The organism is Nitrobacter hamburgensis X14 (assembly GCF_000013885.1).
GTDB lineage: Bacteria > Pseudomonadota > Alphaproteobacteria > Rhizobiales > Xanthobacteraceae > Nitrobacter > Nitrobacter hamburgensis.
The window spans coordinates 4005843-4029994 of the sequence record NC_007964.1 but is presented as its reverse complement, the minus strand read 5'-3'; the positions used below and the strand labels follow the sequence as shown (position 1 = coordinate 4029994).

The 24152-nt window shown below is 59.5% G+C and carries 23 protein-coding genes and 1 pseudogene; 8 read left to right on the top strand and 16 right to left on the bottom strand.

Features of this window, described 5'->3' with window-relative positions; all coding sequences use genetic code 11:
* Positions 1-334: 334 nt before the first annotated feature.
* The 5 genes and pseudogenes from NHAM_RS18775 to NHAM_RS18760 form a co-directional block, all read right to left on the bottom strand.
* Positions 335-1519, bottom strand: a complete 1185-nt coding sequence (locus tag NHAM_RS18775) for an EAL domain-containing response regulator (RefSeq protein ID WP_245269943.1) — start codon at positions 1517-1519, stop codon at positions 335-337.
* A 216-nt stretch (positions 1520-1735) separates the two neighbouring features.
* A pseudogene (locus NHAM_RS28400) lies at positions 1736-1976 on the bottom strand (hypothetical protein).
* A 580-nt stretch (positions 1977-2556) separates the two neighbouring features.
* On the bottom strand, positions 2557-2904 hold the full coding sequence (locus NHAM_RS26920; RefSeq protein ID WP_157043682.1) for a hypothetical protein: 348 nt from the start codon (positions 2902-2904) through the stop codon (positions 2557-2559).
* Positions 2905-3269: 365 nt separating this feature from the next.
* The gene (locus NHAM_RS18765) at positions 3270-3506 is read right to left on the bottom strand and encodes a hypothetical protein (RefSeq protein WP_157043681.1); all 237 of its coding nucleotides are present in this window, start codon (positions 3504-3506) and stop codon (positions 3270-3272) included.
* Positions 3507-3588: 82 nt separating this feature from the next.
* Positions 3589-4017, bottom strand: coding sequence for a cupin domain-containing protein (locus NHAM_RS18760; protein ID WP_011512025.1), 429 nt, complete (start codon positions 4015-4017; stop codon positions 3589-3591).
* A 349-nt stretch (positions 4018-4366) separates the two neighbouring features.
* Between NHAM_RS18760 and NHAM_RS18755 the strand changes: the two genes are divergently transcribed.
* The 3 genes from NHAM_RS18755 to NHAM_RS18750 all read left to right on the top strand — a co-directional run bounded on the left by NHAM_RS18755 (position 4367) and on the right by NHAM_RS18750 (position 6745).
* Positions 4367-4813, top strand: a complete 447-nt coding sequence (locus NHAM_RS18755) for a cupin domain-containing protein (RefSeq protein WP_011512024.1) — start codon at positions 4367-4369, stop codon at positions 4811-4813.
* A 530-nt stretch (positions 4814-5343) separates the two neighbouring features.
* Positions 5344-5496, top strand: a complete 153-nt coding sequence (locus NHAM_RS25245) for an aa3-type cytochrome c oxidase subunit IV (protein ID WP_011512023.1) — start codon at positions 5344-5346, stop codon at positions 5494-5496.
* Positions 5497-5635: 139 nt separating this feature from the next.
* Positions 5636-6745: an IS5-like element ISNha7 family transposase gene (locus NHAM_RS18750; protein ID WP_011509106.1), complete on the top strand. Its 1110-nt coding sequence runs from the start codon at positions 5636-5638 to the stop codon at positions 6743-6745.
* 216 nt (positions 6746-6961) lie between these two features.
* On the opposite strand, the gene NHAM_RS18745 is transcribed toward NHAM_RS18750, so the two are convergent.
* On the bottom strand, positions 6962-7204 hold the full coding sequence (locus tag NHAM_RS18745) for a hypothetical protein (RefSeq protein WP_041359252.1): 243 nt from the start codon (positions 7202-7204) through the stop codon (positions 6962-6964).
* A 339-nt stretch (positions 7205-7543) separates the two neighbouring features.
* Here NHAM_RS18745 and NHAM_RS26915 point away from each other — a divergent pair, with 339 nt between their 5' ends.
* Positions 7544-7696 carry a hypothetical protein gene (locus NHAM_RS26915; RefSeq protein WP_157043680.1) on the top strand — a complete coding sequence of 51 codons (153 nt, stop codon included), beginning with the start codon at positions 7544-7546 and terminating at the stop codon, positions 7694-7696.
* A gap of 1202 nt (positions 7697-8898) precedes the next feature.
* On the opposite strand, the gene NHAM_RS18740 is transcribed toward NHAM_RS26915, so the two are convergent.
* The gene (locus NHAM_RS18740) at positions 8899-9231 is read right to left on the bottom strand and encodes a PRC-barrel domain-containing protein (protein ID WP_011512021.1); all 333 of its coding nucleotides are present in this window, start codon (positions 9229-9231) and stop codon (positions 8899-8901) included.
* Positions 9232-9556: 325 nt separating this feature from the next.
* Between NHAM_RS18740 and NHAM_RS24150 the strand changes: the two genes are divergently transcribed.
* Positions 9557-9898: a hypothetical protein gene (locus tag NHAM_RS24150; RefSeq protein ID WP_011512020.1), complete on the top strand. Its 342-nt coding sequence runs from the start codon at positions 9557-9559 to the stop codon at positions 9896-9898.
* A gap of 88 nt (positions 9899-9986) precedes the next feature.
* Entirely contained in the window at positions 9987-10997 is a 1011-nt protein-coding gene (gene dusA, locus NHAM_RS18730) for a tRNA dihydrouridine(20/20a) synthase DusA (protein ID WP_011512019.1), read from the top strand.
* Between the two features lie 105 nt (positions 10998-11102).
* Here dusA and NHAM_RS18725 read toward each other — a convergent pair whose 3' ends face one another.
* The 5 genes from NHAM_RS18725 to NHAM_RS18705 all read right to left on the bottom strand — a co-directional run bounded on the left by NHAM_RS18725 (position 11103) and on the right by NHAM_RS18705 (position 15716).
* A complete protein-coding gene (locus tag NHAM_RS18725) occupies positions 11103-11834 on the bottom strand; it encodes an ABC transporter ATP-binding protein (protein WP_011512018.1) in 732 nt (243 codons plus the stop codon).
* Complete coding sequence (locus NHAM_RS18720; RefSeq protein ID WP_011512017.1) at positions 11831-12565, bottom strand: ABC transporter ATP-binding protein; 735 nt, start codon at positions 12563-12565, stop codon at positions 11831-11833. Before NHAM_RS18720 ends, NHAM_RS18725 begins: the two co-directional genes overlap by 4 nt.
* Complete coding sequence (locus NHAM_RS18715; RefSeq protein ID WP_011512016.1) at positions 12562-13509, bottom strand: branched-chain amino acid ABC transporter permease; 948 nt, start codon at positions 13507-13509, stop codon at positions 12562-12564. Before NHAM_RS18715 ends, NHAM_RS18720 begins: the two co-directional genes overlap by 4 nt.
* Positions 13506-14369: a branched-chain amino acid ABC transporter permease gene (locus tag NHAM_RS18710; protein ID WP_011512015.1), complete on the bottom strand. Its 864-nt coding sequence runs from the start codon at positions 14367-14369 to the stop codon at positions 13506-13508. The genes NHAM_RS18715 and NHAM_RS18710 overlap by 4 nt, the downstream gene beginning before the upstream one ends.
* Positions 14370-14510: 141 nt before the next feature.
* Entirely contained in the window at positions 14511-15716 is a 1206-nt protein-coding gene (locus NHAM_RS18705; protein WP_011512014.1) for an amino acid ABC transporter substrate-binding protein, read from the bottom strand.
* 277 nt (positions 15717-15993) lie between these two features.
* Between NHAM_RS18705 and NHAM_RS18695 the strand changes: the two genes are divergently transcribed.
* Together NHAM_RS18695 and ctaD are read left to right on the top strand one after the other, a co-directional pair.
* Positions 15994-16896, top strand: coding sequence for a LysR family transcriptional regulator (locus NHAM_RS18695; protein WP_011512013.1), 903 nt, complete (start codon positions 15994-15996; stop codon positions 16894-16896).
* Positions 16897-17444: 548 nt separating this feature from the next.
* A complete protein-coding gene (ctaD, locus tag NHAM_RS18690; RefSeq protein ID WP_011512012.1) occupies positions 17445-19049 on the top strand; it encodes a cytochrome c oxidase subunit I in 1605 nt (534 codons plus the stop codon).
* A gap of 68 nt (positions 19050-19117) precedes the next feature.
* Here ctaD and NHAM_RS18685 read toward each other — a convergent pair whose 3' ends face one another.
* The 4 genes from NHAM_RS18685 to exbB are packed head-to-tail and all read right to left on the bottom strand — an operon-like array spanning position 19118 to position 23836.
* Positions 19118-21529: a protein translocase subunit SecA 2 gene (locus NHAM_RS18685; RefSeq protein WP_011512011.1), complete on the bottom strand. Its 2412-nt coding sequence runs from the start codon at positions 21527-21529 to the stop codon at positions 19118-19120.
* Positions 21526-22281, bottom strand: a complete 756-nt coding sequence (locus NHAM_RS18680; RefSeq protein ID WP_011512010.1) for an energy transducer TonB — start codon at positions 22279-22281, stop codon at positions 21526-21528. Before NHAM_RS18680 ends, NHAM_RS18685 begins: the two co-directional genes overlap by 4 nt.
* Positions 22278-22730 (bottom strand): TonB system transport protein ExbD, encoded by a 453-nt coding sequence (gene exbD / locus NHAM_RS18675; RefSeq protein ID WP_011512009.1) that lies wholly within the window; start codon positions 22728-22730, stop codon positions 22278-22280. Before exbD ends, NHAM_RS18680 begins: the two co-directional genes overlap by 4 nt.
* Positions 22731-22735: 5 nt before the next feature.
* On the bottom strand, positions 22736-23836 hold the full coding sequence (exbB, locus tag NHAM_RS18670; protein WP_011512008.1) for a tonB-system energizer ExbB: 1101 nt from the start codon (positions 23834-23836) through the stop codon (positions 22736-22738).
* Between the last annotated feature and the right edge of the window lie 316 nt (positions 23837-24152).

Sequence of the window (24152 nt, the reverse complement as noted above, 5' to 3'; positions counted from 1 at the left end):
CATCTGATTCGCCTTTTGCGATGACGCTAATCGGCTCAAACTTTCATTGTCTTGCCGACTGCCGTTTTTGCAAAGCTTGGGCAATACACTCTCTGGCCATCCTTGCCCGCTCTCTCGTTCCTGTCGCTCGGAGGGCGACGGAATGTGTGGCAGCGCGTGTCGTCGATAATCCGCGCGAGATCGCCGGTCAGATTCGAAGTGAGATGCGCAGGTTTCTGGCAGAGCTTGAGCGGAACAGCGCGGATTGTTGAGCGATTAACGCTATATGCCATCCCTCCGCGCGATGAGCGCAGGAAATCGGGCCTTTTCCGTCGCCCCGACCTCTTCCTCCGATTCACTCAGGAAGTGTTACCGGACGAGTCAGCGCGGTGTGGGCAAACTGCCGCGCTGTCATCGCCTTGCTGAACAGGAAGCCTTGAGCGACGTCGAAGCCCAACTGTCGCGCAGTGACGAAGTCGGCGCGGCTCTCGATGCCTTCGGCGACCGTCCGAACACCGTGTTCGTTCGCGAGATCGACGATACCGCGGCAGACGGTCTGCTTCAGGCGGTCATTGCCAAAACCGGTGATGAACTGACGGTCCACCTTGAACTCGATGAACGGAACGGCCGTAAGGGCAGCTAGCGCAGGCCAGTCGGCGCCGATATCCTCAATCGACACCGCAATGTTGTGGGAGCGGAATCGCTCGGCAATATCAATGACGCGGTCAAGGTTGGCGAGCGCTTCGCCGTATTTCAGTTCAACGACCAGCCCGGCGAAGGCCGGGTGCGTTGGTATCTTGCGGCACAGAGCTGTGAAGGCGGACTCGTCGAACAGGGATGATACGGGAAGGTTGATCGACAGATTAACCGGGCCGTTGTGCTCGATGAAATAGTGCCAGTCATCGAGCGCCTGTCCGATTACAAAATCCGAGAGACTACGGAAAGCTGCGTCGTTATCATCAGGGAGGAAGCCGGTCGGTAACACCACGCCCCAAGCTGGATGACGCATACGGATCAGCGCCTCCGCACCGCGTGGGACAAGGGTGCAGATGTCGATCTTGGGCTGGTACCACAATTCGAGCCATCCGGCGCTGAGCGCCTCGGCCACATCCACCACAGGGCTCGGCGGGGCCTCGGCTGGGATCAGCGTAGCGATGCTTCTGTGCAACATGTCGGCAGTGAACAACGCTGGCAGCGGGGGCAAGGTATCAATGCCGAGATCGCGCGCTCGTTCCTGGATGGCGAAAGCGAGTATCGACCCCGGCACTGCGATCGGCAGCACCTTGCCCTCGAATTGAATCGTGGCGAGCGTTTGTAGAATCTTGTCGATTTCGATATCGTCGGCCGACGCCCCAAGCACAACGAGACTAAACGTCTGCACCTTCAGCAGAGTGCGCATCTCGGATGTGTCGGCGCATTCGACAGTGATAAAACCGATGTCCTCCAGCACATCGATGAGGAAGGTACGGTTGCGCGGCTTGCTGTCGACGACGCACACCCGCGGTCTCAGGCTCAATCGACCGAAGGCCGCCGATCGCACGGAAGTATCTTTGTCAGTCGGTGTCATAATGTTCTGCTCTCGCGCCAGCTTAAGGTGTCATGCCAACGGAGGCGGCAATATGGGGCTGAGATAATGTTCCACAGGAATGACGGCGCAAGGTTAAGCTAGCAATTGCGATTCAAATTGCTTGGATCGGACGCCCTCTTGCACTCTGCGTACCGCTCACGTCGCGATGCTTGCGTCAGCATAAGCTCGTCACAACTCACTCAAGTCATCCGGCACTTCGCCAACCGCCTTCAGGATAACAGCGTCCCCGAACTCACCACTGCCCGGATCCCCTGTGTGACTGAAAGCCACAGCGCCGATATGCCCCTCAGTTCGCGCCAGCCGTTCGGCGCGCAGCGCTCGCGCTCGTGCATTCAACCGCTTCGCGTGGCTCGGGGCCGTCGTCGCCAGCGCCGAACGGGAGCGCCACATAATAGGTTACATCGGCCATCCATCAGTCAGGGCATAAATCTATGCCTGCCTCTTTGTATGTTCGTAATGGATCATCTCGCATAGAGCGGGCTTTCTTTTCGTCAGGTTTGTCATTCTCATTCCGTGTAATCCAAGCGACGTCGGCTTTTGCGATTATTGCGGCAACCGCCTCCAACGTTGGGGACTCTGGCGCCATCAGTTCATCGACCAAGGATGAGGCGGGAACGACATGTTCGAAGTAAAAAATACTATCGTTCGTCGTCAGTGACACCAAAGGCGGGCCGCTGGCCCACGGGCATTGCCGCGACGATCTTCAAGGCATCGGCTTCGCGCACAATCACCTGACATCAGATGAAACGCGCCGGACGATTGAAGGAGTGAAGATTTGCCAGAGAAGAAAATATCCGTTCGCCGCGAGTGACGACGTTCGCGCTCTCAAGGCGCCCGCGAAGCAAAGGGCTGGCGTCGCGAGGATTGCAAAGACGTTGAAGCGAACACCAGGCGCAACGGCAGCCAGGGCGCATGCCATGAAGAGTAAAGGGCCATTGAATGAGGGCGCGGTTGCCCGCGCCCCGCTTGCTTAGTTCAACCATTACGGTTCAGCGCCGCTGCAATTTCTCCACTCCGCCCCAGGGCGAAACGAGAATCGACGGACGCCCGGAATTTTTCGTTGCGTTCTCGCAACCGATCAAAGAGCCAGTGGAAACCCCGCCTGTATAAGGATTATCCAAATTACAGGTTTTGCCCTCGAATGCGCCGCACGAGTAGCCTTGGGAGTTATAAGTATTGATGCTCACAAGGGACCCGCCATTCACGCCGCTCGGCGCAACGCACATGCAACTGCATTTTCCGCCGCTGCCTTGTTTCGGCAGTGCAGACGCAAGCTGAGGCATAGCAACAACGAAGGAAAGGAGAGCAGCTAGTTTTAAGCTGTTTCGAATCAACATGATCGTTCCTCCACACTGCTAACTGTTTTGTTAGTGTGGAGAGCAGACGTCCGGTTCAAAGGTAGGGGACGATCTGGCGGACTCTCGGGGTGGAAAACGAGCGGTCCGCAGCGCATATCGTCAGAATGGATGTCGTAAAACAGCTTTGCATTGCTGCCGGGATTTTGTCGTGCTGGGCTTGATCGGGCATTTCGTGCCTAATCGGAATCATGGCGTGTTGCAGGTCGGAGACCTTCGATGCTCTGCGCCGCTCTTCGGGATAGGGGTCGGCTATGTTTGTGAAGATAGCCGCCGATGACCCCTAAACGCCCCAGGGACCCTAACTAACTCGCCAAGGCGAGCTGTCGATGAATCAGGGCTTTTGGCTACGTGAAAGCTTCCGGATTCTCAGTGAGGTATTCAATCCACAGCCGCTCCATCATTTGCTCCACCTCATGCGGCTGGTACTCCTCTCCGTTCTTTAAGACACTCCCCATCTGGCCCTTATAGATGGTGCCAGAGTTAGGACTGCCGAAGTGCGGCGTGAACGTCGCGCCGGTAGGGAGATGCGCTATGCCTTCCATGGTCACCACGAATTGGTCGGGCGTTACAGGTGTCGTCATGTGCATATCCCTTCAATTCCAGCGAGCATATCTATTTGTGGTATTATTTGGCAATGGCGCCCAGGCGACGCCGCGCCGCTCATTAGGCTGTCGCGTTCGACCTCTGCGCCAACATTGCATCAAGTTCTGGTAGCAGAACGATGCCGTCCTGATCGCTACCTGATGAATGTACGACAAGCCACTTGCACGGCGCTCCGCTCTCATTGCACGGGGCGTGCGGGACATCCTCGGGCATATAGACCTGATCCTCGGCCTTGACTGCGACGCGATGCTCAAGTTTGTCGCCGTAATAGACCGCGCATTCACCTTCCAAAAGGTAAGCGATCGTCTCGATACCCTTGTGGTAATGGACCTTTGCCCTGGCACCCGGAGGCATCGGCAGCACATTCAAACAGACCTGTTTTGCTCCGGCCGTCTCCTTCGATACGCCTGCTCCATAAGTAAAGCCCTGCTTGCCGATATAGGTCTTGCCGGGCTCAATCACTCTCACCGCGTCTGACAATCCTGACATTTGCAATCTCCCGACAAGTCAATCGACCGGATATAATTTACCACAAAAATCCGAGACACCATCCGCACGCACGCCGGACGGACTCGCCGGAAGCGCTTCACCCCTTGAAGCGGACAACCCCCTGTAAGCCGCAGTTCAAGCGGATCGATGTTCAACGCAACCTCAAGTTCGTCCTGGATGATGGCGTTCATAGTGCCCCCTTTGTGGGGCGAAGCACAGAAGAAGCACAGAAGAAGCACAGAAAACGTTCTGTGTCGCCAGCGCCGGTTTTGCCGGTTATAGTCAGCACCGCCACCAAGCACTGTCCGTATCCGGTGCTGGCAGCGCCAAACCAACATTGAAGGCAACGATGTCTAACCCTGATCAGCGCGCGCGCCGCCTATGCCTTGGCCTCGTTATAGCCTGCTTTTTTTCGAGCCACGCTCTGGCAGATGCAGTTCCTAAGGCAGTCATCGTCAGTCCGCTTGCTTCGACCAACAGGACCGCCTCAGGCCAGCCGATCACCCTTCCCGCGGGACGAACCACAGTTGCAGTGTCGCGCTACATCATCGCACCGGGCGCCACGCTGCCGGTCCATAAGCATCCCTATCCGCGCTATGCCTATGTCCAGGCAGGACATCTCGCTGTCTATGCCGCCGACACTGGCCAACGCTACGATTACAAGGCCGGCGACTTCATCGTTGAGATTCTCGATGGATGGCACTACGGCGAAAATACAGGCGCGGAGCCGGTCGAACTCCTGGTCATTGACCAGATGCCCGAAGGTAGAACGACGAACACGGTGCTTAAACCGTGACATTGCGACGGTCGATCGTGGCGCACCTAAGCCCGGAATAGAAAACCCCGCCGGCCAAGATGCCGTCCGGCAGCCCTTGCCAATGAAAAGCCGGCGCGGGTCAATGTCGCGTGGCTATAATTCTGATCCCACTGGTTGACCACGAACAGCACAATTGCCAGTTGGCACCAGAATCTTAAGATCAAATTAGGACAATTCCGGACTCAAACTGGAGTGGGCCGGCCCAGCCTCGCGGGCTTGTGTGGCTTGCTAAGAAGATAGAAAACCCCGCCGGAGCGCTCCCCTCGCTTATGTCAAACGGCCGTCGCATCTACTTCGGACGCCTTTTTCGGAACGCCACATCATCATAACCGTGATGGGTTTCCTGGTATGCGCCTCACGCATATTATTGCGTTACAGCAAATCATTCATGCGACAGGTATGTATCCTTGGCTCGTCGAATGGCGGCGACCGCGGGCGCTCAGCTCTATCCGGGTCACCGGTCACCGTCGTGAAAGACGCAAGATCAACCGTACCTTGGGAAACTTAAAATGTCTGATCATAGCGGAATTGTGTATTCGACGGCGGAAGGAATGGATTATCCGGCGCATGAGAACGCGTATAAGTTCTTCGTCAAATTAGGAACGATCCTCGGATCGACCGCCGCCGTCGTTCTCGCATTGATGGCGATTTTCCTTACCTGATTGTCCGGTCATTGTTCCAAGGGCCGGCATTTCTGCCGGCCTTTATCTTGCCGTCGCGCCTAGCAGGCTGTTGAAGAAGTCTCTGGCGCAGCGGTTCTGGGCATGATTCTCTTGATGCGGATGCGTCGAGGGGGGAGCGATGCGGGGAAGCGACGAACGGTCAGGCTCGCTGTTCAGCTATGTGGACTTGGAGGCTCGGATTCGCTCCGACCATCCGCTGCGAACGATCCGACAGATCGCGAACGCGGCGTTGAATGATCTGTCGAGGGACTTTGACAAGCTCTACACGGCGTTCGGCCGTCCCTCGATCGCACCGGAGAAGCTGCTTCGGGCAATGCTGCTGCAGGCATTCTACGGGATCCGCTCGGAACGGCAGTTGATGGAGCGGCTGGAGTTCGACCTGCTGTTGCGCTGGTTCGTGGGCTTGGGCGTGGACGACCCGGTGTGGGACCACTCGACCTTCTCGAAGAACCGCGACCGATTGCTTGAAGGTGAGATCGCCGCGAAGTTCTTGAACGCGCTGATGGGGCAGCACCAGGTCAAGCGGCTGTTATCAAGCGAGCATTTTTCGGTCGACGGCACGCTGATCGAGGCGTGGGCATCGATCAAGAGCTTCCGGCGCAAGGACGGCGGTGACCAGGACAGTGATGGACCGGGACGCAACGCCGAGCGCAGTTTCCACAACGAGAAGCGCTGCAACGAGACGCATCAGAGCACGACCGATCCCGAGGCACGGCTCTATAAGAAGGGCGGCGGCCAGCCGGCGAAGCTTTGCTACATCGGCCATGCCCTGATGGAGAACCGCAACGGACTGGCGGTGCTGGGTGGCGTGAGCCGGGCGACCGGAACGGCGGAGCGGGATCAGGCGTTGGCGCTGATCGACTGCCACCGCGGCCAAAGCGAGCGGCGGATCACGCTGGGCGCCGACAAGGCCTATGACGTCACCGCATTCGTCGAGGACTTAAGACGGCGTTCGGTCACGCCGCACATCGCCATCGACGGGCATTTGAGCAAGACCGGAAAGCCGCGCAAGACCGCGATCGACCAGAGGACTCTCCGTCATGCCGGATATGCCGTCAGCCAACGCTGTCGCAAGCGCATCGAGGAGGTGTTCGGCTGGATCAAGGCCTCCGCCGGACTTGCCAAGATCAAGCTGCGAGGCCGCGACCGCGTCAACGCCACCTTCACCCTGGCGCTGGCGGCCTACAACCTGATCCGCTTGCCCAAACTCCTGGCAGCCGCCGCGTGAAACACAAGTCGTGCACCGTCAAGATGCTCGATCAGGACCCTGATGGTGGCGCGCCCCGCAGATCACGCTGACTCCATTCCATATCCGTCTCCGTGGGAAACTTCTTCAACAGCCTGCTAGAGCCTTTCCGCTTCTGATGGAATCAGAAGCGGGCTCCACCTTTTGTTTTGATGCGTGTTCTTCATGCAAACGGCACCTACTTCGCTCGAAAACGCTCTAATCTGCGCTCTTCAGCCGCTTCATCGTAAATTCGATCTCGCCGCCTGGCAGCTCTCGCCAGGACTCGACCGCGCTCATATACGCCGCGGCCGGCCAGCGTTCGAGGAACGCCCTTGCCGTCTGGCGGGCTTGGTCTCGGGGCTGGGTGAAGGTCTCTCGGGCGTAACCATCGTCTGCCGCGATCTGTCGGCGCCGGGCGGCCATCCGGTCAGCAAGGTCTTTCGGGGTTCGGTACGGCATCGCGGCACTCCACATGCGACGTCGGATAGGTAATAATCGTCCTCGAAACCGCGAGTCCTCCGAAGTGCAAACCATCGTCGACTGGCTCAAACACCGCTTCACCAAGTCCCGCTACGCGTCGGACGACGCGGTGCACAGGATTAGGGCCTACCGCTCGACTATAACCACGACAAGCGGCTGAACGAACTGCTCAGCGGCAACGATGACCCGGCCGAGAATTTGGAAGAGATCGCCAAGCTGTTCGGACAACCACCCGACAAAAAAGGCCCGCCAACCACGAAGGGCTGACCCCCGCTCTCAAAAAAGAGCCGCCACGTTGACATACCGCGGAGCTCACGCATGACAGTTTTCAAAATATACATCTACGCGATCACGCCATTCGTGTTCACTGTCATCGCTGGCATCGTATGGTGGAATCGTCGGAACGGCCGCCGCCAAGCGCTCTCGGAAACACCCAAGCCTGCTATCGACTCCCGGAAAAAGAAGGCGTGATCTTCTCCCAATAAGGCGGCGGAGCATGGCGGGCCGTTCGGTGTTCATGGCCCGCATCAGTTTCTATCGGGCCGTCTATGGCGACAAGCCGCCGCCGATCGGCAATCCGAGCGGCAAGAAGGGCCCGGTGGGCTGAGCGGAAACTCGCGAGGGATAGATAAAGACCCGACATGCGGTGAGGCATCTGACCATGACGAACACCTCCCTCGGCAACATACACATACTCAGAAGAGAATGATTAAATGTACAATCAGCTTTGCCGAACAAACCGCGATGCCGAAATCCGTCAGTATCAGCAAAAAGTGTCTCTGCCGCTCATCTAATTCTGAGATGATTCTGCGCATGGGAACTCCTCCTCCCCGCACAAACATCCGCTATCCCCGGTTAGTTCCGCTCTTGAATGAACGAAGGGGACACTCGGATACTCATTTTTCGGCGAGGCAGGTCCATGTAACCCGCCCCGCTCGTCACCGCGCGGGCAACTGTAAGATTGATTTCAAAATAGAAAACCCCGCCGGGGCTGGGTTTATGAGACTCAGCAGCGGCCGGTGACACCCTCTTGCGCAGATCGTGCAAGACAAGAGATGCCGAGGCCGCCACTCAGAGGCATTCATCCAGTCGAATGCCCGATTAGCTAACACTCCCAACCAGCATCAAGCCATGCGAATTGCGCCTAGTAGAAACCCCGCCGGAGCGGGGCTAAGCTGTGCCCGGAACTCTTCGCCTCCCCTCGCATTAACCAACTGGAACGGGGATACCCCACCCTCGCAATTCCCGAACCCGACTTAGGCCCGCTGCGGCCAACTTCCGGCGGGCCTCTTTGTGACCCAAATCTCAGGGGCCTACTGGCGCGCGTCCCGCTGCTCTCACTTGGTATGGGCGGACCGCACGCAGCCGGCCATGACGATGAGTGCTGCCGTGGCCAGCGAGATCAGGAGAGCACGGGGCGGTGATGGGTGCCTCGGGAATGGCATCGCTGTATCGGTCGAGTCAGGGATAGGAGCATTACGGGCTTCGCCTACGATGATCCGGCTACGGCATCACTCAGAAGCTCCTCACTGCCCAGGCTTGCTCGCTCGCAGTGCCGATTGAGCATCCATCGACTTACCGCATCTCAGACGCGCACAATTAGTCGCGTCATCGATGGTGATCTTCGATTGATGTATTTATTGACGAATGGCGCGCGAAAGCAGCATCAACCGCTAGACCGTCCAATAGTGCGGATGCGGATAGGATCGCGTGCGATCGCCCCAGTCGAAGGTCTCGTCATCAAACTCAGACGGGCCAGCGCGTAGTTCACGCATCGTCAACTCGGTTTCAAAGACCTGGCGCTTTGCGTCATACTTGAGAGCGCTCCACAAGATCGGATAATGATGGTGGCTGCCGAGCAACCCGCCGGTTTTGATCACCGCGTAAGCAACCGTTCCGCTCACCTTATCGAGCATCAATCGCTCTATTATGCCGAGCTTTGCGCCATCCCAACTATGAACAGCGACGTGCTCCACGCGATCACTGGGGACCATGGTGTGATGCATGGCTTCCTCCTGTCCTCTTGCCTTTTAGGCATTATAGCGCGAACGAACCCGGCGCGCTCGTCGCATTGACGCCAACCCACCTGCCGATTTACCGCCCCCCGACCCGCGTCCTACGCACCCAAAAATCGCTCGTACCCAGAAACGGCGAATAATCGCATAGAGAAACATCCTCAAATCAATTGGCTGGATCGCCGTATTCACCTTGTTCACCCCAAACGGCTACCGGAACAGCTTGAGTCAACAGCGCGGAACTAGGCCGTAGTGGCGATTTGGGATTCCCACGGAGGCGCAAATCAGATTCGACGCTGACTTTTGGAGGTCGGCGATGGATTGCGATGCGCTTCGGGATGATCAGTGGGAACGGCTCAAGGGCTTTGTGCGGCCCGATCAGCAGAAGGAAACTACGACATGGCTACGATCGGCACTTTCTCCCGCCGTCGAGCGAGCGCTATCCACGCTTGCTGGAGGCCAGCGGACGATGCCCTCCCGAAGTGAAACCCTCGAAGCCATCAACGATCCGCAGCACGAGCGCCATGACGAATGCAAGGAATGGATGCCCGAAAACTTCGATCCAGCCATCGTCAACGTCGAAGCGATCGCCGATGCGCTCGCCGCACTTGCCAAACGCTGGTCTCGGAAACCTGCTAGGCAATCCAAATCAAACTAAACCTGCGGCCTCTGGCGAATGCTTACGATCCGTCCCAGTATTCTGTCCGCTGTCGTTATTGGATAAGAGTTGAAATAAGCTATTGGTTATGATGGATAAATCAGCAAAACACTATCAATCAGTATTTAGTGTCGCCCCGATGATGGATTGGACCGATCGGCATTGCCGATTGTTCCATCGCCTGCTCACGCGCAAGGCACGGCTCTACACCGAGATGCTGACCACCGGTGCCATCATCCACGGCGCCCGCGACCGTTTGCTTGGATTCAGCGATATCGAGCACCCGGTCGCGCTCCAACTCGGCGGATCGCATCCGGACGATCTCGCGGCGGCCGCGCGCATCGGTGAGGATTTCGGCTACGACGAAATCAATCTGAACGTCGGCTGTCCGTCCGACCGGGTGAAGGACGGGCGGTTCGGCGCCTGCCTGATGGCCGAGCCGGACATCGTTGCCGAGGGCGTTCACGCGATGAAACGCGCGGTGTCCGTTCCGGTCACCGTGAAATGCCGGATCGGGATCGACGATCAGGATCCGGAAGCCGGCCTCGACAGCTTCGCGCGCAAGGTGGTGGCGGCCGGCGTCGATGCCCTGATCGTCCATGCGCGAAAAGCGTGGCTCCAGGGATTATCTCCGAAGGACAACCGGAACATTCCGCCGCTGGACTATGACAGGGTTTACCGGTTGAAGGCATTGCTTCCCGCTCTGCCCGTGATCATCAACGGCGGCATCGGCGGGATTTCAGAAGCTAAAAACCATCTGGCGCATGTCGATGGCGTCATGCTGGGCCGCGCCGCCTATCAGGATCCATGGCGTCTGCTGAAGGTCGATTCCGAACTGTTCGGCGAGGCCGCACCGCACGCCACGATGAAGTGCGCGCTTGAGGCCATGATACCTTACATCGAAGATCAACTGGCCGGAGGCGCGCGATTGCATTCCATCACCCGGCATCTGGTCGGCGCCTTTCATGGGGTGCCGGGGGCGCGGGCGTTTCGGCGGTATCTCGCCGAGAACGGCGTGAAGGCCGGTGTCGGCGCCGACATCCTGCGGGAGGCGATTGCGCTGGTGGAGGAGCCTGCGGTGTCGTCTATCGCGGCATGACGCGCCGCCAAACGAGCTCGGGCCGGCGCAACGTATCGTCGATCTGACCGAGAGCCGACCGAATCGGCGGAGGCACGCCGGTCCTTGCACGACCAAAACAGCTGCTCAGAGTCCGAGATAGGCGCGCTGCACTTCCGGGTCGTCGATGAGTTGTTTGGCGGGGCCGCTATGAACGATGCTGCCTGTTTCCATCACGTAACCCCGGTCGGCTGTCGATAGCGCCAGATTGACGTCCTGTTCGACCAGCAGCACCGTTACCCCTTCGTCGCGGATCGTCGTCAGGACACCCATCAACTGTTCGACGATAACGGGCGCCAATCCCAAACTCATCTCGTCGATCATCAGCAGGATCGGCGCCGCCATCAGGCCTCGCGCCATCGCGCACATTTGCTGCTCGCCGCCCGACATGCTTCCCGCGAGCTGCCGCCGACGCTCCGACAGGCGCGGGAACAGCGCATACATCCTGTCGAGGTCGCGTGCGACGGCAGCCTTGTCGGTTCGCCTGAAGGCGCCCATCAGCAGGTTGTCCTGGACGCTCATGCGGTCGAACAACTGGCGGCCTTCCGGAACCTGAACCAGGCCGGCCGCGAAGACCTGATCGGACGTCATCGGCATCAGATCATGGCTGTTCATGACGATGCCGCCGGTTGCGGAAAGCACGCGCGACAGCGTACGCAGCAAGGTGGTCTTGCCGGCGCCGTTGCTGCCGACCAGCGCCACGATCTCGGCCGGGTAGACCGTCAGGGTGACGTCGTGCAAGACCGGCATTCCGCCATAGCCCGCGCTGATCGCGCGGACGTCGAGCAGGGGCTCCTTGACCGCGGGCTTTGCGCTCATATCCGCCTCTTGCCGAGATACGCCTCGATGACGGTCTGGTTTGCGAGCACGCCTGCGGGTTCGCCGTCGGCGATCTTTTCGCCATGGTGCAACACCAGCAGCCGATCCGACAGACTCTTGATGGCTTTGATGACGTGTTCGATCACGAGAACGCTGATCCCTGTGTCGCGAACCTTGCGGATCACCGCGATCACCTCGTCGATCTCGACCAGGTTCAGCCCGGCCATGACCTCGTCGCACAGCAGAACCTTCGGCTGCATCGCCAAAGCCTTTGCCAGTTCCAGCCGCTTGCGGCCAGGGCCGCCCAGTTCGTCCGCGCGTTGATCGACGAACTTGCCGAGCCCGACAAAGTCCAGTTGAGCGCGCGCCTGCTCGCGGGCTTTAGCCAGCTTGGCGTGTCCTCCTCCGTGACCGAAGAGGGCGCCGACGGCGACGTTGTCCAACACCGACAGGCCGGGAAACGGCCGCATGATCTGGAACGTGCGCCCGATGCCGAGCCGGGCGCGACGGTAGGCAGGCATGCCGGCAAGAGACCGCCCTTCAAAAAGGACGTCGCCGGAAGTCGGCGCGAGCGTCCCGCTGATCAGGCTGATCAGCGTCGTCTTGCCGGCCCCGTTCGGGCCGATCACGCCGAGAATTTCCCGGGGCTGCAGCAGAAAGCTGACATCGTTGACCGCGATCAGGCCGGCGAAGCGGCGGGTCACATTCCTGATTTCGAGCGCCGGGGTCATAGCCGGTGCGTCCGGATGTTTTCGGCGAAATACCGCCAGCCCGTCTTGCGGAACCGCCGCAACATGTCCGCCAGACCGCGTGGCATGAGGACAACCGCGGCCACGACGACGATGCCAAAGAAAAGGCTCGCAAGGCTGGTGATCTCGCTCGACAGAAATTCGGAGATCGCAGAGAGCGAAAGCGCTCCGACAACCGGTCCCAGAATGGTGCCGGGGCCGCCGAATACCGCCATGATGATCATCTTGACGTTCAGGCTGATATCGAACGCGCTTTCCGGATCGATGAACGTAACCCAGTAGGCATGAATGCCTCCGGCCAGCGAACAGAAAACGCCGGAAAGAGCGAATGCCATCGTCTTGTATAATGTCGTGTTGACACCCATCACTTCCGCGCCCTCTTCGTTTTCGCGGACAGCAATCAATCCAAACCCGAAGCGGCTGCGCGTCAACCAGAAAACCGTCAGCGTAGCCAGCACCAGCAGCCCAAGCGACAACTCGTAAAAGAGAGGATCGTTGTTGAGCGGCGGCAAGACAAGCCCGATATTCTGGCCGGCCAATGTCACGTTGGAGACGATTGCGATCATGACCTGAGCGAGCGCCAACGTGGCGATCGCGAAATAGTGCCCCCTCAGCCGCAGGACCGGAATCCCGAGGAGAACGGCGAAGGTGACCGCAAGCGCCACGCCGAACGCCAGACCAACGCCGAACGGCAAGTGCCACTGCGCCATCGCGATGCCCACACCGTAGCTGCCGAGCCCGTAGAACACCGAATTGCCGAAGGACGCATAGCCGGTGTAGCCGCCAATGATATTCCAGCCCTGCGCCAGAACGGCGAGCAGCAGAGCATTGATTCCGAACTGGATCAGCACGTCCGATCCGAACCACGGCACCGCCGCGAGAACGACAAGCGCCGCCACGACGAGCGCGATGCGGAGCGTCTTCATGCCGCTTTCCCCAGAAGACCGGTCGGCCGCACGATCAGGACCAGCACCAGCACGCCAAAGCTCGCCACGTCGGCGTAGGTCGGCCCAATATAAAGAGCTGTCAGCGATTCGAGGATTCCCAGAAACAGGCCTCCGACGATCACGCCGAGTGGATTGTCCAATCCTCCGATGATCGAAATGGCGAACGACTTCGCGGTCAATGCCGCGCCGATGTATGGATTGATCTGCGATACGGTCCCGTAGAGCCCTCCGGCCGTTCCGGCCAGCGCAATTCCGATACCGAAAGTCACGGCGTAGAGATGCCGAGGCTCGACGCCGTAGAGGCGGGCCGCCACCAGATTTTGCGCCGTGGCGCGGATAGCGCGGCCGAGCGTCGTATGCAGCAGGAACACCCACATCCCGACCGTCAGCGCGATGGCCACGCCGAAGGCCAGAAGCCGCGCCAGCGGCAAGACGACCGGACCCAGCACGATGCTGTCGCCCGCATAAGAGGGATTGATGGTGCGAAAGTCGGCCGAGAATGCGAGCTGCGCAAGATAGGTCAGCACAACCTCCAGCCCGAACGTTATCAGCAACGTGTTGAACATCGGCGCGCGGACGATCAAATTCAAAAGGCCGCGCTGGACGCAGTAGCCGATCGCGAACATCACCGCCGCGGTGATCGGCAGGCCCAAAAACGGGTCGATATGCAGGTACGTGAAGAGATACAAGGACACGTAGGCGCCGAGCATGATGAATGCGCCGTGCGCCAGGTTGACGATATTCAGCACGCCCCAGACCAGCGCGAGACCGAGCGCCATCATGGCGTACAGCCCGCCCAAAAGGGTGCCGTTGATGAGGACTTGTACAAGCAGATCCAACGTCGGGCCCCTTCTTAGCCGGAGGATCGTTCGCTATTCGCGTTAGAGTCCGATCCAACTGCGTTACTTGACTCGAGTGTTACCCTTTTGATTGAGCATGATCTTATCCGAAAACCGGATTCCACTTTTCGGGATCATGCTCTAGCGCGCGTCCCATGCCGGCATCGGATATTTCGGCGCCGCGATTTTACCGTGGACGCCCTGGATCGCGACCAGCTTGCCATCCTGGATCTGGATCACGGTCTGCGGCAGATCGATCTGGCCATTCTCATTGAACGCAATCCGCCCGTAAAGACTGTCGAAATCCACCTTCGACAATGCGTCCCTTACTTTTGCGGGGTCGATCGTGCCCGCATCTTCCACGGCTTTCACCAAGGCCTCGACGTCGGCCGCGCCGGACGCGGCATGATAGTCCGGGTCGTAGTTGAACTTCGCCTTGAAGGCCGAGGCGAATTGCGCAGCATCGCCGAACCATTGATCCTTGAGGTCGGCGGAAGGCAGCCACGCCGTCATGCCGAAAGCATAGTCGGCATCTTTACCGAGAGCCTTGCGGAAATCCTCGCTGGGAACGCCCACCGTGAAGGAATACATCTTCGGGGCGACCGCAAGACTCTTGGCCTGCCGCACGAAATTCAGAATTTCGGTTTCGTGGCCCGCCACCAACACCGCATCGACGTTCTTGCTCTTGATCTGCGAGAGCAGCGAGTTGAAGTCCGTCGCATTGGTGCTGTAACGCTCGTCCATGGCCAGGGTGAGGCCCGCCTCTTTCAGTTTGGGCCGCGTTCCTTCCGCTACCGAGACGTCAAAGGCATCGTCGGCATAAAGCAGGGCGACCGATTTCGGGGCCGGATCGAGCCCCTTCATCATCTCCACCGTCGAGCCGAAATAGTGGCTGGCCGGCGCCAGCGTTCCAAAAATATATTTGAACTTGCGCGAGAAGATCTGGTCCGACGCGCCGCCGCCCTGGACCATCGGAATCTGGTACTTTTCGGACACAGCCGAATCCGCCAGCGCGAAATTGCTTGCGAACGGCCCCAGCAGAAAATTCACTTTGTCCCGTGAAACCAGTTGCGTGTACTGACGCACGCTCAAATTGACGTCCGACTGATTGTCATAAAGTTTGAGCGCGAGCGTGTATGTTTCATGACCGACCTTGACTCCGCCGGCTTCGTTGATCTTGTCGACTGCGAGTTGATAGGCGTCACGATAATACCGGCCGGTATTGGCAACAGGTCCCGTCAATTGTACGGACGCCCCCAGGACGATGTCCTTTGCCACGGCCGAACCAGACGACATTGCAACCGCAGCGGCGATCAAAGCGGCCGACAAACCGGAAATTTTCAACATGAAATGACCCTCCATCCCGAATCCTGATCCTGCAGCTGTCCTAATTCTTCGGCTGTTTTTCGGAGGTAATGCTCCTTCTTTCCCGCGATCAGCACCTGTGGGCGGTGATGCAGGATGGATGTCTCGACCGTGCTATACAACCAGCGCGCAAGCACTTGGTTCCCGGTGTCCCGATAACGATCGAATCCGCGTTCACCTCGCATCCTGACTTCAATTTTGACAAACGAATAAGACCGCAGCTCGATATCGGCTCGGTAGCTATCGGGAGACGCCTTCAATGGACACGGAACTGGCCAGAACCTTCCTCACCGTCGTGACAGCGGGGAATTTCATCAGTGCCGCGGATCAGCTTCACGTCAGCCAGTCGACGGTCAGCACGCGCATTCACACGCTCGAAGAGCAGTTGGGCTGCATGCTCTTCGTCCGCAACAAGGCTGGCACGACGCTGACGTCGGCTGGCCGGCAATTCCAGCGGCACGCGGCTACGCTGGTGCGGACAATGGAACAGGCGCGGCACGACATCGGCATTCCGGAGGGATTTAGCGGAACGCTGGTTGTCGGTTGCCGCATTGGCCTGTGGGAAGAGTTCCTGCTGCAGTGGCTTCAGCTCATGAGGGAGGCCAGACCGGAAATATCCATTCGCGCCGAAAGCGGGCACGAGCCGGAATTGATGCAGGGGCTAATCGAGGGGCGGATAGACATTGGCGTTATGTACACTCCGCAGATTCGTCCGGGATTGAAGATCGAGCAATTGTTCGAAGAGCACCTCATCCTAGTTTCAACGAATCCGAATGGCAAACCCGAACCTCGATCCGGCTATGTGTATGTCGATTGGGGACCTGAGTTCTACGCACGGCACAATGCCTGCTTTCCGAATTTTGGCAGCCCTCCGCTGAGCGCGAACATCGGCTGGGTGGGATTGCAACACGTGCTGGAGAACGGAGGATCCGGTTATTTCCCAAAGCGGATCGTCACGCCCCATCTGAAGACCGGGCGTCTCAATCTGGTCAGCGACACGCCTGAATTTTCAATGCCCGCATACGTCGTTTATCCTCTCGAGGGTGATCGCGATTTGTTTGTCAGCGCGGTCGAGATCATGCACCAAGTCGCCAATTCGAACCCGAAGACGGCATCGGGCGCGAAAACGACAAAGCGGGCGGTGCGAAAAGAACAACGCTAGATCAATCTCGAGATCACACTCCGAAGTCGTGAGCGGCCATGCGACGCAATGCATCGCTGTACGAGAGCGATACCAACCGAGGTGTCGGCATCGCCAGGTGAGTCCGTCCGTGCGATGTCACGGTCAAATTCTCCGATATTGATAGCGCATATCTCGTGTCCGCTTGCTGCGGCCAATGATGCGCTCGCAGTTCATCGCTCCGTATTCAGGCACGCATTTGTGCACGGCGACAACGCTCGCGCGTTTGTGTTGATGTATCTGTTTTCCTGAATTCAACGTGCAATATTTCTCGCTTGAAAAAAAACAAGAACGGTCGAGAGTAAACGCAAGACCAGCGCGCAAGGCGCAGGTCTTGCGACACAGGTTCTACTCTCTCACGTTCTTGGACCTCAGGGGACCGAGCCGTGAAAGGCACCGATCCGGTTCAAGCGATCGAAGCTGCGGACTCGAATATTTGACTCGGACTGAACCCACTATCTCGAGATGAGGTTTTAACTTCGGAGGAAGTTACAGCTTCATCCGGCGTTACTGATTGGGAAAGGGTCGATATGATATCCGCTGCAGCGACGAACGATTCTCACGCCCACGCTCATCCCACCGGCTGGCGGCGCTACGTGTATTCGACGAACCACAAGGATATCGGCACGATGTACTTCGTGTTCGCTATCTGCGCGGGATTGATTGGCGGGACCTTCTCGGTCTTGATGCGGATGGAATTGCAGGAGCCGGGTCTCCAGATTTTCTCCAACCCGCATGCCTACAACGTATTCCTCACAGGCCATGGCCTGATCATGATCTTCTTCACGCTGATGCCGGCGCTGATGGGAGGGTTCGGCAACTGGATGGTGCCGCTGATGATCGGAGCGCCGGACATGGCGTTTCCGCGCATGAACAACATTTCATTCTGGCTGCTGCCGGCGTCATTTACACTGTTCATCATTTCGCTGTTCGTCGGAGGCGAGCCCGGCACGGATGGTGCCGGCACCGGCTGGACGCTCTATGCGCCGCTGTCGACCAGCGGTCATCCGGGTCCGTCGGTGGATTTCGTGATTCTCTCGCTGCATCTCGCCGGAGCCTCTTCGATCCTCGGCGCAATCAATTTCATCACCACGATTTTCAATATGCGCGCGCCGGGCATGACCATGCACAAGATGCCGCTGTTTGCATGGTCGGTTCTGGTGACGGCATTCCTGCTCCTGTTGTCGCTTCCGGTGCTCGCCGGCGCGATCACGATGTTGCTGACCGATCGAAATTTCGGAACTACGTTCTTCGCTCCCGAAGGTGGCGGCGATCCGGTGCTGTATCAACACCTGTTCTGGTTCTTCGGTCACCCCGAAGTCTACATCATGATCCTGCCCGGCTTTGGAATCATCAGCCATGTGATCTCGACCTTCTCGAAGAAGCCGATCTTCGGTTACCTCGGAATGGTCTATGCCATGATTGCGATCGGGTTCATCGGCTTCGTGGTCTGGGCCCATCACATGTACACCGTCGGCATGTCGAGCACGGCCCAGGCTTACTTTGCTCTCGCCAGCATGGTGATCGCGGTGCCGACCGGCGTGAAGGTGTTCTCGTGGGTCGCCACCATGTGGGGCGGCTCGATAAGGTTCAAAACGCCGATGTTGTGGGCGACCGGCTTCGTGCTTGTGTTCACGATCGGTGGCGTCACCGGTGTGGTGCTCGCCAATCCGGGCGTCGATCGGGTCTTGCAAGACACCTACTACGTCGTTGCACATTTCCACTATGTGCTGTCTCTCGGCGCGGTGTTCGCCATCTTTGCCGGCTGGTATTACTGGTTTCCGAAGATTACCGGATACATGTATTCGGAGTTTTTCGGCAAGCTGCACTTCTGGCTTACGCTGATCGGCGTCAATCTGGCTTTCTTCCCGATGCACTTCCTAGGTCTGGAGGGAATGCCACGACGCGTCGCCGATTATCCGGATGCATTTGCCGGCTTCAACCACATCGCATCAATCGGATCCTATATATCGGCAGCGGGCACGATCGTGTTTGTCATCGGCATGATCCATGCCTTCGTTCGCAAGGAGAAGGCTGAGGCCAATCCCTGGGGGACCGGTGCGACCACACTTGAATGGACGCTGTCGTCGCCGCCGCCGTTTCATCAATTCAACGTTTTGCCGCGTGTGGAGTGATCGACACTCAGTGATTCGCGCCGCGAGGCGGCCAGGACGAGGCGCACCTTTCCCAGAGGTGCGCCTCGTCACGTCGGCAGGATGCCCACGCGCATGGCGTATGCCGTCACGTCGCGACGGAAATCGGCGATCATCCGCTCGAACAGTGCGAATGCTTCAAGCTGAAATTCCGCGACAGCCTTATGCGCCGGGAGCCGGCGGTCGCCGATCCGGCGTTTGAGGTGATCGAGGCGTTCGGATTGCGCCGACCAGAGGTGATCGATCAGCGCCATCATCAGCCGGCCAAGAATGTCGACAAACACGGTCTCGCCCATGCTGGCGATCTTGCCGTCGATCCAGCGGTCGGCTGTGGCGCGCACACGCCGTGCAAGAGCCTTTGCATCGGCTTTGGGATCGGCGAATGGAGGGCTGATATCGACGGCAAGGGTCAGGACGGATCGGATCGCGTGATCCAGTCCGGCGATGTCCCATGGGGCGCTCGGCGTTGCGAAACGGGCGATCAGATCGTCGATCGTCTCATTGCGCAGGCGGGTCGCCAATGTGAGCGTATCGCTCCCGTCGCGGATACTGCGGCGTAAATCGTAGACATGGTCGCGCTGGCGTTGAATGATCGTGTCGAATCGCAAGAGTCCGAGACGCCGATCGAAGCTGTAGATCTCATGCCGCTTCTGCGCTGCGCGGATCAGCCGGCTCGCGACCGAAGATGCGATCGTGGCGGCCTGTTCGGGTCGTGTTACGCTGATCGCCGCATTGGTCAGAAACTCGTCTTCCAGTGAGGCATGGAAGACGGAGCGCCCCGGATCGCCCTGTCGTCCGGCACGGCCGCGCAATTGTTCGTCCATCCGTCCGTGATCGTGATGGGTGGTGCCGATCACCAGCAGTCCGCCGGCGGCGATCACTTGCGCGCGCCTGGCGGCGTCGGCGTGTTCGCCGCCAAGCCGGATATCGGTGCCCCGGCCGGCCATTGCGGTGGCGATCGTCACGGCGCCGGGGGCGCCGGCCCCGGCGATGATCTGGGCTTCGCGGGAATGATGTTTGGCATTGAGCACCGCGAAGGTGCGGGTTGTGCCTTTGCTCTTGGTCTCGTCGTCGCGCTGCCGCCAGCCGTTGGCTTCAAGCATTGCCGCCAGTGCCTCCGATCGTTCAATGGATGGAGCGCCGATCAGCACGGGCTGGCCGCGTGCGGAGGCGTCTTCCAATTCCCGCAGGATCGCCCGCACCTTGCCGGCGGCGGAGGCGTGGAGCACGGATTCGTCGACCCGGATCATCGGACGGTGTGTCGGGATGGAGATCACATCGAGGCCGTAGATGTCGTTGTATTCTTCGGCGTCGGCTTTCGCGGTTCCGGTCATGCCGGCTAGCCTGGCGTAACGACGGAAGTAGGTCTGGAACGTGATCGCGGCGAGCGTATGCGTTTCCTCGCCGATGGCGCAACCTTCCTTGGCCTCCAGGGCCTGATGCAGTCCTTCATCATAGCGTCGTCCCGGCATCGGTCGCCCCGTCAGCCCGTCGACCAGGGTCACGCTGCCGTTTGCAACGACATAGTCGCGGTCGCGTGCAAGCAGGACATGAGCCCGCAGCGACTGCACGACATGGTGGAGCAGCGAGATCGATGCGATATCATGCAGCGTCGTCGGGGCCCTCAGCAACCCTTGCTGTTGCAGCCGCTGTTCGACTTCGCTGTATCCCGCTTCGGTCAGCGCGACGCGTCGCCGAGGATCGATCTCGTAATGCCGGGGCTGCAATGAGGCGATGACGGCATCGATCGCCTGATAAAGGCTCGAGTGATCGCCAAGCGGGCCGAACAGCGCCAGCGGCATGGCGGCCTCGTCGATCAGCGTGGCGTCGGCCTCGTCGACCAAAGCGAAAGCATGGCCGCGCTGGACGGTTTCCGCTGCGGAAAACTTCATGTTGTCGCGCAGATAGTCGAAGCCGAACTCGCTGGCGATCCCGTAGGTGATGTCGCAACGATAGGATTCGCGCCGGCTGTCGTCGTCCATCTCCGGGGTGATGACGCCGGTGCTCAGTCCCAGCAAGTCGTAGACCGGCCGCATCCAGCCGGCATCGCGCTCGGCCAGATAGTCGTTCGGCGTGGCGACGTGGACGCCCTGACCGGTCAAGGCATGGAGCGCGCAGACCAGCGTGGCAGTCAGCGTCTTGCCTTCGCCGGTCTTCATCTCAGCGATATGGCCATCATGAAGCGCCAGGGCGCCGATGATCTGCGCCGGAACGGGGTGTTGGTTCAGCGCACGGCGCGAGGCCTCGCGAGTCAGTGCGAAGACCTCCTCCTTGATCTCGTCGAGGGCAATGCCGGCCCGGACTCGTTGCCGCAATTCGGCGACGCGATCACGCAAAACCCCGGCAGGCAGCTCTCGATGGTCCGGTTCCAGAGCGAGAATCCGGCGGGCCGTCGCTTCGTATTGTGTCAGTTTCCGGCAGGTGCCGAAGCTCAGCGCGCGCCTTGCCAGGCGCAGGATCATCGAAATTCAAAAAGGATCGGCATCGTAAAGGCAAACTGTGTACCGCCGACGTCCTTGGGAGGTTCGGGCAACGGCTGGGCGCGTTGCAGGAGCTCGAGCGTTTCGCGATCGAGAGCCTCGGATCCGCTACCCTTGACGATTTTGCTGGAGACGACGTGACCGTGGCGGTCAATGACAAAGGACACCTTCGAAGTGCCGGTCTCGCGATGGATCTGGGCTTCGCGCGGATATCGCTTGCTGCGCTGCAGGTGGAGGGCCAACTTCCGTTTCCAGCTTACGAGCTGCGCCTTGCGTGCGGCCGCTGCGGTCGGCGCCGTCGTGGCCGATGCGGCAACCAGCGGAGGCGCTGCGTTCGGCGTCTTTTCTTTGTCTTCCTTCTTCTCTTCCTCCTCTTTCTTCTGCTCGGGAGGGGTTTCCAGCGCAACGTCGGGTTCGGCTACCTGCGGCAGCGGCGGCTCGGGCTCCGGCTCCTTCTCCGTCTTGACTTCGGCCTTCTCCTGAGGCGGAGGGGCCTCGTCGGTCTGCATTTGCTCTTCGCCCGGCGCAACGTCTCGTGCCTCGGCGTCGCGGAAAGACTCGGTGGTAAAATCCACCTCGATTGCCGTGACGGCATCGAACGTATCGCCTTCCGCCGGAGTCATAAGCAAGGCGGCCGCGACCGCGCCATGGAGCGACAGCATTGCGACGAAGCAGGTGCCCCAGCGCAGCAGCTCGTTGCGCGTCACGTTGCGATAGGGGCGCGACATGCTCATTTCGCGGCTCCGGCGGATTGCGCCCCGCCCACCGACTCAAGTCCGACCAGCGCAATCTTCAGATAGCCCGCAGCTCGCAGATCGTTCATCAACGTCATCACCTCGCCGTAAGGGATGGTCTTGTCGGCGCGGACGAACAGCCGCTTGGTGCGATCCGACGACGTGACGGCGTCGAGAGAGCCGGCCAGACCGGTGCGCGAGATCGGGTTTTCGCCGACGGCGAGCGTCCGGTCGGCCTTCATGGTGACGTAGACCGGTTTGTCGGGCCGGGGCTGTTTTGTCGCCGTCGATGCCGGCAGATCGACGGCAATGTCGACCGTCGCCAGCGGCGCGGCAATCATGAAGATAATCAGCAGCACGAGAATGACGTCGATGAACGGCGTCACGTTGATGTCGCTGACCGGCGCGATCTCGTCCTCGGACGATGCTTGCTGAAGCGAAACGCCCACCCGTGTTACTCCGCGGCCCGCTGATGAGGAACCATCTCCGCCCGGTTGAGATCCCTGCTCACCATGCGCATCAACTCCGCCGAGCCGTCTCCCAGCAAGCCGCGATAGCCGGTGATGGAGCGCGAAAACATGTTGTAGATCATCACCGCCGGAATCGCCGCGACCAGTCCCATCGCTGTCGCCAGCAAGGCCTCGGCAATGCCCGGCGCGACGACGGCAAGATTGGTGGTTTGCGATTTCGAAATGCCGATGAAGGCGTTCATGATGCCCCAGACCGTGCCGAACAGCCCGACAAACGGCGCGGTCGATCCGATGGTGGCCAGAATGCTTGTTCCGCGGGTCATGCGCCGCGCCGCGGCCGCCTCGATACGGCTGAACAGCGAAGCGACCCGTTCTTTAATGCCGTCATGGTTCATGGCGTCTTGCGAACGGCGAATCTCGTCGCGCGCGGCGTGGGTCAGGATCGCGATGTCGCTGCCGGCGCGCTGCAATGTATTGTTCGCCTCTTCGAGGGAGCGTACGCCTTCCACGCTGCGGAGATCCCGCAAGAGTTTGCTCCGCGCACTGAGCAACTCGATCGTTTTGGCGAGCCATACCGACCAGGTCATGACCGAAGCAAGGGCCAGGCCGATCATCACCGATTTCACGATGTAGTCGGCGGCCATGAACATACCGATGGGCGTCAGTTCGTGCGGCAGGATCGGACTCGATTCAGGCGCCTCGGCGAGTTCTGTTGCGAGCGGGGTTTGCTGTTCGACCGGCGCCGCTGGTGGCGTGGCCTGCTGCTCGGCGGGCGACGGGGTATTGGCGTCAGGCGACACCTGAGACGGGGAGTGAGACGCGGGCTGCTGAGATGCAGGTTGCGCTGTCTGCGTCACGGGAGGCGTTGACTGCGTGACCGTCGGAGGAGCTTGCGTGGAAGAGTTTGTCTCGGAGACGCCGGATCGCGTCAAGGACTGGGCGTGAACGGTGTGCGGTGCGGACGACAACATCAAAAGAGATGCAAGCGCGATCGCTGAAGCTTTTGCGGCTCGCGTTCGGTTATTGCGTCCCGTCGTTCGGAAGAGATTCAGAGACAGCTTCATGGTGGTGAACTCTATAATCATGCGCCGGTCTGCACTGTCCGAGCGAGCCGAAAACCAGATGCGCAGGTATCTGCGTTCGGTCTAGCGTCTGTGCTTTCCAAATCAAACAGGCAAACCGGCCGAAGTTTTAGAATCTCTTTAAAACATGCGGCGCGATGACGCAGTTCATTCGCCGCCATGGTGGATGTGCTGTCGCGCGCCGCGCTCATTGACGCTTCATCGAAAGGGCGCGAGCTAGAACCTCTGTAAACTGCGTCGAATTGCGACGCCGATATGTTGCTCACAAAAAGTTTTTAGTTAATGACGACCGACATGTCGCGGTTACCGATTTGTTTCC

What these genes read in the sequence shown, in the direction of transcription:
- NHAM_RS18745 (WP_041359252.1), bottom strand. Translation starts at nt 7,204, where the DNA reads ATGCCGTACCGAACCCCGAAAGACCTTGCTGACCGGATGGCCGCCCGG.
- NHAM_RS18750 (WP_011509106.1), top strand. Translation starts at nt 5,636, where the DNA reads ATGCGGGGAAGCGACGAACGGTCAGGCTCGCTGTTCAGCTATGTGGAC.
- NHAM_RS18740 (WP_011512021.1), bottom strand. Translation starts at nt 9,231, where the DNA reads ATGCATCACACCATGGTCCCCAGTGATCGCGTGGAGCACGTCGCTGTT.
- dusA (WP_011512019.1), top strand. Translation starts at nt 9,987, where the DNA reads ATGATGGATAAATCAGCAAAACACTATCAATCAGTATTTAGTGTCGCC.
- NHAM_RS18715 (WP_011512016.1), bottom strand. Translation starts at nt 13,509, where the DNA reads ATGAAGACGCTCCGCATCGCGCTCGTCGTGGCGGCGCTTGTCGTTCTC.
- exbB (WP_011512008.1), bottom strand. Translation starts at nt 23,836, where the DNA reads ATGATTATAGAGTTCACCACCATGAAGCTGTCTCTGAATCTCTTCCGA.
- NHAM_RS18680 (WP_011512010.1), bottom strand. Translation starts at nt 22,281, where the DNA reads ATGAGCATGTCGCGCCCCTATCGCAACGTGACGCGCAACGAGCTGCTG.
- NHAM_RS18725 (WP_011512018.1), bottom strand. Translation starts at nt 11,834, where the DNA reads ATGAGCGCAAAGCCCGCGGTCAAGGAGCCCCTGCTCGACGTCCGCGCG.
- NHAM_RS18720 (WP_011512017.1), bottom strand. Translation starts at nt 12,565, where the DNA reads ATGACCCCGGCGCTCGAAATCAGGAATGTGACCCGCCGCTTCGCCGGC.
- NHAM_RS18755 (WP_011512024.1), top strand. Translation starts at nt 4,367, where the DNA reads ATGTCTAACCCTGATCAGCGCGCGCGCCGCCTATGCCTTGGCCTCGTT.
- NHAM_RS24150 (WP_011512020.1), top strand. Translation starts at nt 9,557, where the DNA reads ATGGATTGCGATGCGCTTCGGGATGATCAGTGGGAACGGCTCAAGGGC.
- NHAM_RS26915 (WP_157043680.1), top strand. Translation starts at nt 7,544, where the DNA reads ATGACAGTTTTCAAAATATACATCTACGCGATCACGCCATTCGTGTTC.
- ctaD (WP_011512012.1), top strand. Translation starts at nt 17,445, where the DNA reads ATGATATCCGCTGCAGCGACGAACGATTCTCACGCCCACGCTCATCCC.
- NHAM_RS25245 (WP_011512023.1), top strand. Translation starts at nt 5,344, where the DNA reads ATGTCTGATCATAGCGGAATTGTGTATTCGACGGCGGAAGGAATGGAT.
- NHAM_RS18695 (WP_011512013.1), top strand. Translation starts at nt 15,994, where the DNA reads ATGGACACGGAACTGGCCAGAACCTTCCTCACCGTCGTGACAGCGGGG.
- NHAM_RS18765 (WP_157043681.1), bottom strand. Translation starts at nt 3,506, where the DNA reads ATGACGACACCTGTAACGCCCGACCAATTCGTGGTGACCATGGAAGGC.
- NHAM_RS26920 (WP_157043682.1), bottom strand. Translation starts at nt 2,904, where the DNA reads ATGTTGATTCGAAACAGCTTAAAACTAGCTGCTCTCCTTTCCTTCGTT.
- NHAM_RS18705 (WP_011512014.1), bottom strand. Translation starts at nt 15,716, where the DNA reads ATGTTGAAAATTTCCGGTTTGTCGGCCGCTTTGATCGCCGCTGCGGTT.
- NHAM_RS18760 (WP_011512025.1), bottom strand. Translation starts at nt 4,017, where the DNA reads ATGTCAGGATTGTCAGACGCGGTGAGAGTGATTGAGCCCGGCAAGACC.
- NHAM_RS18685 (WP_011512011.1), bottom strand. Translation starts at nt 21,529, where the DNA reads ATGATCCTGCGCCTGGCAAGGCGCGCGCTGAGCTTCGGCACCTGCCGG.